The following is a 13,507-nucleotide window of genomic DNA, read 5'->3' as shown; positions in this document are numbered from 1 at the left end:
TTAGTTTTGAGATTAAAGAATTGCGGATGACTGATGAGTATCAGCATCTAATGTGAATTCTTAGGCACACAAATGTCAGAATGTGCGATCGCGGGTAGGTAGTGGAGTTGTTGTTGTTGTGAGGAAGGTTATGCAAATTCAACTGAGTTGGGAAGATCCAGTTACCGGAGAAGTGAAACAGCCTGTTTTTAATCTTCCTGTAGCATTAGGCAGGGAAATCAGTCAAATGCCCAACAGTATTGACGGGCAGCAAGTTGCGCGGGCAGTATTGAGCAGCGAACAAATTTCGCGATTTCACGCATTGATATCATTAGTTGGCGGTCAAATATCGATCGGCGATCGCAGTGCTAACGGCACATTTCTCAACGGAAATAAAATTCTGGGCGCCACCAAACCCATAGCTAGCGGAGATACAATCCAAATCGGGCCCTACAGTCTGACGATCGTACTCTTAGCACCAGCAGCCTCACCAAACCTCGCGCCAGAATCCACAATTATTTTCAACCCAAACACCCAAGTTGTCAGCTCTCAACAGGCCCAAGCACAACAAAATGCCGCCCCATCGCCCGGAATCTCTTTCAATCCAGATACCGATGCCCTCCAAACACAAATACCTCAAATCCCTCAAACTACTCATAACTTAACTCGTTTTCCACCGCCAGAGATATTTGCAGCCGATCGAGTATCAGTCCAACAATTGCACGCCACCGGCAAGCCCGTCACAGAAACAACCTACGCAGGAATTGGCGGCGGCATGGGAACATTTGTCTGGGTAGATACGATCAGGACTTGCGGAGTTCCCCGCGAACAAATTACAGTCATCAGCTTAGAAACCAAGCCCTACGGACGCTATCAAAGACTCTGCCGCAATTCCCAAATTCCACCCCACGAAAGAATTCGCTCCGGTTCCGATTCCTGCCCAGATAATATTTGGGGCTGGCCAGGATACGCACTGCGAGAATCAGCAAAAGAACTTGGTTCTGGTCAAATTAGTTCCGGATTAAAACACCTGTGGCAAGTTTTTGCCGAACCAGTATTTGCCGACACCTACACCCCGCAAATTCAAAACGTTTTCGCCTCAATGGACAGAGAAGCAAAACGCATCGGTTGGGACGAAATTCTACGTTACGGCCGCGTTCGAGGCATCCGCAAAACCGACGACGGCAGATATGCGATCGCCTACTCAGTACCACAGCCCAACGCTAGCAGCGAACACCGATTTTTAATAGCTAAATACATCCACATAGCCACCGGTTATCCAGCAATTAGATTCCTGCCAGACTTGCAAGAATACCGCGCCAAAACCGAAGACTTCAAATCAGTAGTAAACGCCTACGAAGAACACGAACACGTTTACCAACAGCTCAGCCGCCAAGGTGGCATAGTCATTGTCCGCGGCCGCGGAATTGTTGCTTCCAGAATCTTGCAGCGACTGAGTGAAATTCGCCAGCAGAACAAGCCGATTAACATTATAAACTTAATGCAATCGCCCAAACCCCAAGGCAACAAATTCGGTTTTGCCCAGCGATATGTAGAAAATCAATGGGAATTCCAACCTTACAACTGGCCAAAAGGCACTTGGGGAGGCGATATGCGCGCCAAGTTAGAAGCAGCCAATCCCCAGGGAAGGCACGAAATACTAACAGCTTTGGGCGGTACAACTACCGCCAGCCGTCAAGATTGGCGCAACATAGTTAAAACAGGAATGCAAGCCGGATGGTACACCATTAAATTCGGTAAAGTAGAGCGAGTAGAGCAGCAAAGCGGCAAATTAATCACCTACATCAAAAGTGGAAATTATGAAGGAATAGAAACAATCCAAGCCGATTTTATTATCGATGCCACAGGTTTAGAAGCTAAACCCAAAGACAATCCTTTGTTAGATGATTTAATTAATCACTACAATTTGCCGATCAATCCCTTTGAAAGGCTTCACGTTGCCAACGATTTTGAAATAGTAGAAATGCGAAACGAGCGAGGTAGAATTTATGCTGCTGGAGCGATGACGCTGGGAGGGCCTTATGCACCAGTAGACACCTTTTTAGGATTGCAATATGCGGCCCATCGTTCCGCCGAAGGTTTAGCAAGAGCGAAAGCTCCAAAACTCAGCCATCTCGAAGGCGTTGGCTCCCTTTGGCAATGGCTAAAATGGGCAACTAATCAATCGCCCTCATGAATTTTTGCAACAGTTTTTGTAACTGATGGATGAACAGGGAAAACTCTTAATTACCAATTACCACTTACCAATTCTCAAGTTATATGACACCCGTATTATTTGGCCGCTGGCAAACTCGGATATTTCTCTTAGCTACCGTTGGAGTTTTAGTCTCTTTACCATTTTTCCTAGGTTATTTAGGAACTAAAGAAAGCCCTATTTACTTTTGGGTATTATTTTATGTAGGATTTTTTGGATTAGGTTGGGATGTCCTCTACAACTTTTTGCAAAAATTTATGTGGGATGGAGATTGGCCTGGTGTATTTCAATTCTTTGCTGGCATTGTCGAAGCAGTATTCCTCGGTTTTATAATCAAAATCTTTGGATTGCCATACATTGACAAAGAAGTTTTTGATATCCCAACTTTTATCCAGCACTACAGTTTAGTTTGGGTATCAGTTTACGTTTCTTCCTGGGTGATGATGCGGCTGCTGTTTCCTCGGTGGCGGTTTCGGGGCGGCCAATGGGTTGGCAAATGGCCGAAAAGTAGTCATTAGTCAGTTGTCATTAGTCATTAGTCATTAGTCATCTCGCCCTGAGCGAAGTCGAAGGGTAGTCATTAGTCATCTCGCCCTGAGCGAAGTCGAAGGGTAGTCATTAGTCATCTCGCCCTGAGCGAAGTCGAAGGGTAGTCATTAGTAATTTTAGCCTGAGCGTAGCCGAAGGCTGGTCATTTGTCAGTTGTCATTTGTCAGTTGTCATTTGTCATTAGTAGGGTGCGCTACCAGCACCTTACTCTATCATCAGCACTTTTAGCACTTTTAAGGTTCATCTATAGCAGTTATCATAAATATGACTTATTGATCGGATCGAGTTATCTATCCCTCAATCCCTCAATCTAAAATCTAAAATCTAAAATCTAAAATCTCAATCTGTACCTCACCTTTTTGAGGCTATATATGTAGGGTGCTTGTGGTGAACCTTACCCCTATAAGTCAATACGGTTTACTTAAGGCCGTCTTGGGGGTAAAACACTATGAAAAATAGATACTCTTGTTTGCTTCGTTCCTCGCAATGACAATCTTAAGTAAACCGTACTGCCCTATAAGTAGTGCGTAAAACCACTTTTTGCATAACTGCTGTAAATAATAGTTGTGCATCAAATCTTAGCAACAATTCCCAATAGAGATAGAATGAAAATAATTTATTTTGCAACCATTTTCGCTGCCGCTGCTCTAAGTTTAGGACTAGCTGTGAGCTGCGGGAAATCTGACAGCAACACAGCAAATCCTAACACGGCAGTGACAGCACCGGCCAGCCCAAATTCGGTTGAAAATCAAACAGCACCTCCAGCTAGCCGAAGTGCTGTGAAACCTGACAAAGCACTTCCCAAGGTATTTTACAGCGAAGGGGGACTAGCGATTCGAGGTACAGATCCTGTAGCTTACTTTACTCAAGGCAAACCTGTTAAAGGCAATCCAGAATTTGCTTACAAATTTGGCAATGCTACTTGGCAATTTGCTAGCGAGCAAAATCGGGATTTGTTTGTTAAAAGTCCTGATAAATATGCGCCTCAATACGGCGGTTTCTGTGCTTGGGCTGTCAGTCAAGGTTATACAGCTTCTACCGATCCCGATGCTTGGAAAATTGTTGACGGCAAACTTTATCTTAATTACAATTCGGCGGTACAGTGGGGTTGGCAAAAAGATATTTCTGGGAATGTTTCTAAGGGTGATAACAATTGGCCGGCTCTTGCTAAGGAGAAAAGTTAAATAACTGATACTATAGCAATCCGATCTGAGTTTCAAAAGATAACTACGCCTTGTATTGCTCAACTCGTTGTCTAGTAAGGATTTCTGTTTTCCCTATCTCCAGAAGCAATTAGGATGGCTATATTGGTTTGTCGTGATGACTGAATTCCTCTGATTGTTATGATGACTTTAGCCGTCAATAACAAACTAAATGAGGATTATTTAACGGAATTGGAAAAATCACAAAAACCAAGACTGTGATTTCTGCTGAATCCACTGTCACTTTAAAAAATTGCGAGGAGGTAAATCTGCACGCACAAAACTGAGATGCTCCCTAGCAGAATCAGCTAAATTTGGTTTGTTGCAAATGATAATTTATAGTTTTTTTATGATGTTTAGTTTTTTGTAAACTCTTTTGAGCGGTTCATATCACAACTTTTTTTTAAAATCTCTTTCTTAATTATATCTTTATTTTTTACCAAAAAATCCACGGTGGGGAACGGTCAACGATCGAGGATTGGGTGAAAGATTAAACTTTTTTTAAGTTTGACACAATAAATGAAATCTTTTGTAATATAAAAGGAAAGTTGAAAAATATGTAAAAACAAACTAATTGGATAGAAGACTAGCTAAGGTAGTAAATATGACGGTTTGTCAGTGAAAAAGAGTGTTAAGCTCGGCTAAGCTCAGCCAATCCAAAACCGCAATATTTAATTAAGCTCGATCGATAACAAAGGCTAAGGTAAAATTCATGGCAAACTCAGTTTTAAATGGGCCAAACGCAGCAGCAGGAGTGCAGTGGCAGCCAAAAGATATTATCCGCGGCCTAGTGTGGAAAATTGCGATCGCAACCTGGCTGTTAATGGCAGTAGGCAGCGCCACGCGCGTCATGAATGCGGGGCTCGCTTGCCCCGACTGGCCGCTGTGCTACGGTCAATTAATACCCGCAGCGCAAATGAATTTGCAGGTATTTCTGGAGTGGTTTCACCGTTTGGACGCAGCAGCAATTGGCTTAAGCGCGATCGCCCTTTTAGGAATTTCTGTATTCTACCGCAGCCGCCTGCCGAAATGGTTGCCGATTGCCAGCGCTGGGGCAGTATTTTTAATCGTTTTTCAAGGCGTATTGGGCGGCCTCACCGTGACGCAACTGCTCAGATTTGACATCGTTACCGCTCACTTGGGGACGGCTTTACTGTTTTTTTGCGCCCTGCTAGCGATCGGTTTTATGCTGACTCCCTACGAAGCTACGGGCAATACAGGCAAATTAGCATGGGTAAGTTCGATCGCAGCACTGCTAGTTTACCTGCAAAGCTTACTAGGTGCCTTAGTCGGCTCCAGATGGGCGCTGCATCAATGTTTGGGCTCCTCAGAATTGTGCTCGGTAATGAACAGCCACATCGCCGGTATCGTACCCGCTACCGCAGCAACCTTAGCAGTAGCCGTCATGGCTTGGCGGCAACCAGCACTCAATTCTAACTTGCGAAAATTAGGGAATTTAGCGAGTGTTTGTCTGATTGCTCAATTAGTTTTGGGATTAGCAACATTCCGGCTGCACCTTCAAGTAGAACCGCTGACAGTCGCCCACCAAGCAGTCGGTGCAGCATTGCTGGGAACCCTGCTAGCTTTTAGTGTTTTGTCGTGGCGCGATCGGGTTTTATCAGCTTGAAATAGATGTGTTGATTAATTCGGCGCTTGAAACCTGTTGACCTCAAATTCGGATGTGGCGAAGCACCCGTCATAGGAATTCGAGGTCAAACTACACAAACGAAGTCCACTCCAAGCGGACTAAATGACAATTAACAACTAACAATTAATCACAAATGCAAGAAGTTCTTACAAACAATAGCCCTCGCCTCCACGAAAACTTTTCGCAAGTGTTGAAAAGTTACTATCAACTTACAAAGCCCAGAATTATTTTACTGTTGCTAATCACCACATCAGCAGGAATGTGGATGGCCGCCAAAGGAGAAGTAGATCCGCTATTGCTGGTATCAACTATTACTGGAGGCGCTTTAGCTTCTGCGTCGGCTAATACGATTAATTGCGTCTACGACAGCGACATCGACTATATTATGGAGCGCACCCGGTGGCGGCCGATTCCTTCCGGGCGAGTCAAGAAGCGGGATGCTTTGATATTTGCGATCGCCCTAGCTACAATATCCTTTACATTACTGACAGTTGTCGCCAACTTATTAGCCGCCATGCTAGCAATGTCCGGCATAGTTTTCTACGTTCTAATTTACACCCACTGGCTGAAGCGCCACAGCGTCCAAAACATTGTAATTGGCGGTGCAGCAGGGGCGATTCCGCCTCTAGTTGGCTGGGCTGCGGTGACGGGAGATTTGAGTTGGGGTGCGTGGCTGCTGTTTGGGGTTATATTCCTGTGGACACCGCCGCATTTTTGGGCATTAGCAATGATGATTCGCGACGAATACAAGGAAGTCGGCGTGCCGATGTTGCCGGTAATTGAGGGCGATGCAGCTACAGCCAGCCAAATTTGGATTTATACGTTATTGATGCTTCCAGCCACTTTGCTGTTTGTTTATCCGCTGAATTTAGCGGGCCCGGTATATGCGGGAACAGCTATTTTCCTCGGTGCTATTTTTGCCCAAAAAGCTTGGTTGCTGTTGCAGACGCCAGAAGATAAGACTGTTTCGCGATCGCTCTTCAAATACTCTATTCTGTATCTGATGCTATTGTGCGCTGGAATTGTCGTTGATAGTTTGCCTGCGACTCATAACTTTACTACTGCTGTTGTCCAAAATGTGCACACTCTGATTAGTGCAGTTGTAATGTAGTCAAGAGTTGAATAGTAGTTATCAAAATGAAGCCCGCATCTTGCGGGTTTTGTTTATGGTAAAATAGATTTTCCAATCTGCGTTAATCTACGTTAATTTGCTTTAATCTGCGGTTAAATAAAGTCTGAATTATCTACTAATTTACTCGATTCACCAGGATAAAAGTGATCGTCTAAAATCTCAGTTAACTTATAAGTACAACTCAAAGGGAAGGTTTGTTCTAGCAATTTTGAAGGAACTGATCTTCTTTTATTATAGTCTAATCATAATATAGTGGCTCAAAAATCGCTACAATTAAGCTATCCAATTTACCTGCAATACTATGATTGCCATCCCCTCTGGATTTAGCCCCGAAGAGTACCTTTCCCTGGAACATCACAATAAAGTCCGCCATGAATATCGGCGTGGCTTAGTCTACGCAATGGCCGGAGGTAGCGACGATCATAGCCGTCTTGCGATTAATTTTTTAACGGTTATTAATTTTCACCTGCGTGACGGGGAATGTCAGTTTTTTTCCGGTGACGTAAAGGTGAATTATGCTGATGCGTTTTTCTATTATCCCGATGCCTTTGTGACGTGCGATCCGCGAGATAAGAGCGATCGCTATGTGAAGCGCTATCCTAAGTTGATTGCTGAGGTGTTATCTCCTTCGACTAAAAAGTTCGTTAGCGAAGCCCTCGAAGAGGATCGCACTGATAAGTTTGAGGATTATCGACAGTTGGAATCCTTGGAAGAGTATGTTTTAATCGCGCAGGATGAGATGCGAGTTGAGTGTCGCCGTCGGGTGAAAGATGGGGCTGGGGAACGGTGGGAAACGGTGGTTTATGGTGCGGGCGATTTAGTGATGTTACAGAGTATTGAGCTTGAAATTGCGATCGCAGAATTATATCGCGGTGTGAGTTTGGAGCGATAAATGAAGTAAGCTAGAGACAAAGGTTTCAAAATAGATGAAAACTCCATAGAGGCAAACTGGCTATGAACTGGAAAGCATACATTCATTCAAATCCTAAAATTCTGCTTGGTAAGCCTCTAATTAAGGGAACACGAATATCAGTGGAGTTTATTCTAGGGCTATTTTCAGAAGGTTGGACGCAGCAACAAGTTCTAGAAAACTACCCAACGCTTAATCCTGAATCTATCGAAGCTGTGTTTGCTTTTGCGGCCGAATGCCTCAAGGAAGATGTATTTTACACACCTTTACTGTTTACTGAGGCAAGTTAATACGGTTTCTGGCAAATGAAAACTTTCCACCAAGTGACTTAACCATTTCGACAGATGAAATTACCCAACGGAGAGAAGGCACTGCTTGGCGACAAGCTTGAGCGATACTCACTAAATATGCAACATCCCAAAGGAAAAGATAAAGCCATCCTGTTTAAAAATAGATTGGGAATCACACTAGAAAATAAAGATATTTTAGAAGTCGCTTTATTAGAATGTGCGGTCAATCAGGAGGCAAAAATTTACAAAACAGACAATTATGGAACCCTGTATGATCTCAAATTTTTCATGACTACGGAAACAGGAAGCTCTTGGGTGCTGTCATGTTGGATGATTCGCATCGATGAAGACTTTCCCAGGTTAACTAATACCTATCCTGTCAATAAGTGAGGATACTATAATGACGTTACACGAGTATGATGTTGTTGCCTTGATCGAAGAAATTCAGGCAATCCATAAAGAAACCTCTGAGCCCATTTTGCTCCGGCCCGGACAAGTTGGCACGATTCTGATGACGTTTGACGATCGCGCTTATCTAGTAGATTTTGCCGATGCTCAAGGTAATACCTATGCAATGGAAACCGTTCCCTCAGAAAAACTCATGCAACTCGTTTATGAGCCACTTCCTGCCTACGCCTAGCCTACAAATAATACTTTACAGAGTATTGAGCTTGAAGTTGCGATCGCAGAATTATATCGCGGTGTCAGTTTCGAGCAGGGGAAAGTGTTGTCGAGATTATAGGTCAATACGGTTCACTTAAGAATGTTGATTCTATAAAACCATGTGAAAAATATATACGGAGATTGCGGCGCGGGGACGTTCTCTTCGGACAAAAAAGCGTTAAGTGAACAGTATTGGATTATAGGTAACTAGAGATTGACTGACGCGCGATCATCGTTCTGTGTCGAATTCAGTAGACATAGGTCTCCTCAGTACGCTACGAGTAGTGTTTGAATCGAAGCGGTAAATTTTAGCTAAAAAGCCATCAAGAGTATGGCTTGACAAACAAAATTGATCTGCGGTATAATATCAATCTTATCAGGGTGGCTTACGGCTAAAGTGTATTCACACTAAAAGGTAACCACATGAGTATTTTAAAGAAACGTAGAGTGATGCCTCTACTTGCATTATCAGTTATGCTGGCTACTTGGCTTTCGTTTATACCAAGCAGCAACGCTGTAGACCCAAGCAGCATATGTAATAATTCTGGTAAATCTGAGCCAGGTTCGACAACTATTCAAGAAAGTCGACAGACTGTTCGAGGCTATCGGCTAAGACTTCAACTTCGCACTTCCAATCGAAATACAATTAAATGGGTGAGAGCTTGTATCCCAGCAGGGACAGTTTTATACCTTAAGGATGCGTCAGGTAGCAGGTATACCAGCTACACGGCTGGTGTGCATGGGTGGAACTTTGGAGATAAATTGAGGACTAAAGCACGTGTAAAAGCTTGCGCGATGCATCCAAGGGACGGCAGAGAATTCTGCACATCATTGGGTTGAAGTAAGCGACTAGCTTGTATCTGTTATCCCCTTCAAGCTATTTGAAGGGGATGAAGCTTTGCTTATCAAAACTCCTTGGATGTAGAAATTATGAATAGCTTAAAATTTTTAGTCTCCCCTTTGTTAATTCTTCTTGCACCTCTAATTTTTTGGGATCTTTCTATATCTATCTATGACATCATGCAACCACCAATTTGTCATGGTATTTCTTGCATTAATCAGGATGCTCGAAATGCTAAATGTGATGCTGACGTACAAACTCGTCTTGAGCAAAAAATTGGAAACATAACACTTAAACTGAGATATTCTGCTCTGTGTCATGCTAGTTGGGCATCGGCGATCGTCCCTCCCTATTCGATCCTTTATGTCAAAGACAAAGAAGGTAAAGAATATGGACGCTACGAAACCGAAAATGATGGTATAGCTGGTGTACATTATGGTAATATGGGACCTGGAAAAAAACTCAGCGCCTGTGTCAGACTCCCACAAGATAGTCAACCAAAATGTACAACTTTAGCAGAATGATTTGGGAAGTATTCATTTGATGTCACTTTATGAAGGCAGAAGTTATATGAGAAATAACTATTTCAATTGCGATCTCAGAAATGCAGACTTTAATGGACGTAATCTAACAGGCTATAACTTCGCTAAAGCCGATCTTCGAGGTGCAAACTTCACCAAAGCTACTATCCAAGACACTGATTTCAGTCATAGCAATTGTGAAGAGGCTAAATTTTGCAGTGCGAAAGCTGGATTGTCATTTGCTAAAGCTATTCGTTTGACTACAATATTATTTGTTCTAGTAGTCATAGTGCTAGTTGTCCTCGGCTATCTTGGACAACGCATAGGAGATGGCATCGGTTCTAGCTTTGTGAAATTTACTACCAACCAGTCGGACAGAGATGAGCTAATAGCCAGCATTTGGGCTATTTCAACGTGCGCTTTATTATTTATAGCTTTTGCATATAACATTCAACGTGGCTTAGAAAAAGCATTCAGGATAACAATTATTTGTGGCACTGTAATTGTTGGATTTGCTATGCTTAGAATTCTGATTTTAAGTTTAGTTAGGCTATCATTTGGGTATGGTATTCCTTCTATCTCAGGCTATGCAATAAGATTTTTAGCTAAAATTGCCACTGCTGCTGTTGCAGGATTTGGAATCAGCTTTGTAGCTGTTTGTGTAGCAATTCTAATAGTAGTTACTCAAACTTTAATTAGTAATAAAAAAGCTATAGTATTGATAAGTAGCTCACTAATCTTCGTATCTATCACCCTAACATTTTTTATTCATGCTAGTCATTCAGGAAGTGTTCCTACTGCAATGTTTATGGTTGTCACACTACTTGGTGTCTTTCTGGGTAGTTATGTTGCTGACCAAGCATCAAGCGATCGACCTGAATATAATTTAGTCAATGAAATTGGGATAGCACTGGCCTCCCTAGGCGGCACTAATTTTCAAGAAGCTAATCTCACAAATGCTGATTTTACTGGAGCATACTTGAGAGGTGCTGACTTCAGAGATTCTGACTTGAATGGTACTTGCTGGCTAGGGGTAAAATTTCTTACTCAATCTAGATTAGATGGGACTTTTCTCTACCTAAAAGACTTGGAAAAGCGACTATCAATAATAAAGCTGCTAACAACAGGTGAAGGCGAATATGGAAATTTTGAAGGTTTAAAACTTCAGGGCATCAATTTGCAAGGTGCCAAACTCAAATTTGCTAATTTCAAACGAGCGGATATCAGTAATGCTAACTTGCGTGATGCAGAATTGTGTGAAGCCATTCTAGTGCAAACACGCCTTGATGGAACAGATTTTACAGGTGCTACTCTGACTGGGGCATTTATCGAGAGATGGGGAGCTACACCAAACACAAAACTAGACCAGGTTAAGTGCGATTATTTGTACATGAAAGAATCGGTAGAAGGAAGTAGAGAGACAGAGCGTATTCCTCATAGAGGGGAATTCAAAAAAGATGAGTTTAAAAATTTTGCTATGTCTCTAATTGGTACTCTCGATCTATTTCATAAAGATGATTTTGATTCACGCGCTGTTGCCATATCGTTTAAGCAATTGGCAGATCAGTACCCTGAAGAGGTTTTTAGAATTGTCGCACTGGAAAAAACGGAAGACGGTCAGGTTACTGTTAAGGTTAAAACAAATAATCTGGAGAAGAATGAGATATATAAGAGTCAATACTATTTACAATATGAGCAAGTTTTACCCTCACTCCTTTCACAACCGGGTCAGCTTCCAAAAGCATTCATGGATTTGGATGAGACAATGGATTTGGATGAGACAACAGAAATTTTGAAATCTACTGAAGATGCATTATCACAGCAAAATGGTAGTGCGCTCATATTTATTAGTGTTATTATAACGAATAACGTTCAGTATAGAAGCGAGGGAAAAATGATCGTAGAAGGAGATACTTATGGAGATAATTATTACGTAAGCGGTCAAGCTGGAGCAGTCGGCAAAGATGCTCGTGCAGAGAACAATCTGTTCTTTCAATCAGGGCAAAATAAAAGCCTTGCCGAAGCTGCTGCTGAAATTAAGAAACTTCTGAAACAGCTAGAACAGACAAATCCTGTAGCTACTGAGGCTGAAAAAAATGTCTATGTCAATGACGAGACTACTCCTAATTTTAAGCGTCGAGTAGTAAGTGCTTTACAGGCTGGTGGTGAAACTGCGATCGAAGAGTTTTTAGGCAACCCTTATGTAAACGTTGTAAAAGATGCTGTTAAGGGTTGGATGAATCCAGAATAGTCGTGCTGTAACGAGGCATAACAATTCGTTAGAGCGGCGGACGAAAGTCTTCGTACTTCGTTTAAGTCTTATCTGCCGTCGCTCAACTTGATCGTTAAACTCCTCAAATTATCTGTTGGGGTGTAGCCACCGTTTTAGTTCAAATTATAACCCAAAGGTGAATGCCATGCAAGCCAAACTTCAAGAACAACTTTCTCCTGCTGATGCCGAAGTTATTTTGGGACGTTTGCCAGAACGAATTCCAGCGGCTCCGATCGCGCGTGCTGCGAAAATTGAAGATCCGATCGCCATTTCGATCGCCAGCTTTCAAGGGCACAGAAGCATTAGGTTTCGTAGATTGCAAACCAGGACGCGGGCAGTAAAACCGAGAAGTCCCAGGTGATGAAGTTCGAGATAAGGTGAAAGTGCGATCGCTAAAATGATGAATAGATGTTGCTGCCAAGATAACCATGACCACCATCACCCTCAACCTCTCTCCCGAACTCGAACACCGATAATAAGTAATTAAAATCCCCAAAAATGTATGCCATCAGAGTGCTGGTGTCATTATTGTTTCCCGAAAAATACCGATGGAAGTTGTCATCGAAGAACTACTCTTGATTTGGGCAGTATCTGGTGCAAGCGAATTATAAACACCCTAGGAAAATATTTCCCTCCAAATTATTACTTATTTTCCATAGCTGGTTGCCGTATTAGTTCAGCAAAATCTGCAAATCTTGGGCAAAGTTGCGATGTCACTCAAACGAGTGACACTCATTTGAGGTAACTCGAAAAAGTGACTAGGCAATTGCCTCAAACTTTAGTGAGAATCAGCGCAATGAGGAAAACTCGTCAGCTAGATTTACTAACTGAAGGTAAGCGTGAACTCAAGCTGAAATTAGCTGGCACTAAAATTAGCAAAATTTCCCTTATTATAGCCCAACGCATTACCGGGCGTTGGTAAGCAGCCCTACTTAACTATTTCTAGGAGAACCACAATGGATCCTATTCTGTATTGGAATGAAGTCGCACTCGAAGCCAATCGCGTTAGTTTTACTAACGGAAAGAAAGAGCAACAAGGCCCCACTCTAAGTTCTCGCGCTTTGGCGATCGTTCACTTAGCTATGTATGACGCTTATGCAGGGGTACAGGGTAATCCAGTCGTTCCAGTTAACTTATCTCCTTATCTTCCTGGCTTACCTAGGGCTTGCTGAAAAAGTCAGAAAACGGCATTTACAAAGATGAGTGAATTTGCGATTACCTTGACCTGATAAATTTTGCTCATATTGTTTGGGCGAAATATAGCTTTTCCTGATTGTTAAAAGCC

At 42.6% G+C, this 13,507-nt stretch carries 13 protein-coding genes; all 13 read left to right on the top strand.

All coding sequences use genetic code 11. From position 1 onward, the window contains the following. The first annotated feature begins 130 nt into the window (after positions 1-130). The 13 genes from QZW47_RS26965 to QZW47_RS26905 all read left to right on the top strand — a co-directional run bounded on the left by QZW47_RS26965 (position 131) and on the right by QZW47_RS26905 (position 13,394). Positions 131-2,176: an FHA domain-containing protein gene (locus QZW47_RS26965; protein ID WP_293134360.1), complete on the top strand. Its 2,046-nt coding sequence runs from the start codon at positions 131-133 to the stop codon at positions 2,174-2,176. 83 nt (positions 2,177-2,259) lie between these two features. Continuing rightward, positions 2,260-2,712 carry a hypothetical protein gene (locus QZW47_RS26960; RefSeq protein WP_293134357.1) on the top strand — a complete coding sequence of 151 codons (453 nt, stop codon included), beginning with the start codon at positions 2,260-2,262 and terminating at the stop codon, positions 2,710-2,712. Between the two features lie 636 nt (positions 2,713-3,348). Next, positions 3,349-3,927 carry a YHS domain-containing (seleno)protein gene (locus QZW47_RS26955; RefSeq protein ID WP_293134354.1) on the top strand — a complete coding sequence of 193 codons (579 nt, stop codon included), beginning with the start codon at positions 3,349-3,351 and terminating at the stop codon, positions 3,925-3,927. 730 nt (positions 3,928-4,657) lie between these two features. Further along, the gene (locus tag QZW47_RS26950; protein ID WP_293134351.1) at positions 4,658-5,572 is read left to right on the top strand and encodes a heme A synthase; all 915 of its coding nucleotides are present in this window, start codon (positions 4,658-4,660) and stop codon (positions 5,570-5,572) included. A 154-nt stretch (positions 5,573-5,726) separates the two neighbouring features. Beyond that, positions 5,727-6,704: a heme o synthase gene (locus tag QZW47_RS26945; protein ID WP_293134348.1), complete on the top strand. Its 978-nt coding sequence runs from the start codon at positions 5,727-5,729 to the stop codon at positions 6,702-6,704. A 322-nt stretch (positions 6,705-7,026) separates the two neighbouring features. Then, the gene (locus QZW47_RS26940) at positions 7,027-7,617 is read left to right on the top strand and encodes a Uma2 family endonuclease (RefSeq protein WP_293134345.1); all 591 of its coding nucleotides are present in this window, start codon (positions 7,027-7,029) and stop codon (positions 7,615-7,617) included. A 62-nt stretch (positions 7,618-7,679) separates the two neighbouring features. After that, entirely contained in the window at positions 7,680-7,925 is a 246-nt protein-coding gene (locus QZW47_RS26935; RefSeq protein WP_293134342.1) for a DUF433 domain-containing protein, read from the top strand. Between the two features lie 54 nt (positions 7,926-7,979). Continuing rightward, positions 7,980-8,315: a DUF6883 domain-containing protein gene (locus QZW47_RS26930; RefSeq protein WP_293134339.1), complete on the top strand. Its 336-nt coding sequence runs from the start codon at positions 7,980-7,982 to the stop codon at positions 8,313-8,315. A gap of 10 nt (positions 8,316-8,325) precedes the next feature. After that, positions 8,326-8,565, top strand: a complete 240-nt coding sequence (locus tag QZW47_RS26925) for a DUF4926 domain-containing protein (protein ID WP_293134336.1) — start codon at positions 8,326-8,328, stop codon at positions 8,563-8,565. 953 nt (positions 8,566-9,518) lie between these two features. Next, complete coding sequence (locus tag QZW47_RS26920) at positions 9,519-9,953, top strand: DUF2690 domain-containing protein (protein ID WP_293134333.1); 435 nt, start codon at positions 9,519-9,521, stop codon at positions 9,951-9,953. Between the two features lie 19 nt (positions 9,954-9,972). Then, positions 9,973-12,201 (top strand): pentapeptide repeat-containing protein, encoded by a 2,229-nt coding sequence (locus tag QZW47_RS26915; RefSeq protein WP_293134330.1) that lies wholly within the window; start codon positions 9,973-9,975, stop codon positions 12,199-12,201. Positions 12,202-12,367: 166 nt separating this feature from the next. Next, positions 12,368-12,583 (top strand): hypothetical protein, encoded by a 216-nt coding sequence (locus tag QZW47_RS26910; protein ID WP_293134327.1) that lies wholly within the window; start codon positions 12,368-12,370, stop codon positions 12,581-12,583. Between the two features lie 595 nt (positions 12,584-13,178). Next, on the top strand, positions 13,179-13,394 hold the full coding sequence (locus QZW47_RS26905) for a hypothetical protein (protein ID WP_293134324.1): 216 nt from the start codon (positions 13,179-13,181) through the stop codon (positions 13,392-13,394). The last annotated feature ends 113 nt before the right edge of the window (positions 13,395-13,507 follow it).

The organism is Microcoleus sp. bin38.metabat.b11b12b14.051 (assembly GCF_013299165.1).
Lineage (GTDB): Bacteria > Cyanobacteriota > Cyanobacteriia > Cyanobacteriales > Microcoleaceae > Microcoleus.
Note: the sequence above shows the minus strand (reverse complement) of the source record. Positions and strands in the feature narration are given on the sequence as shown.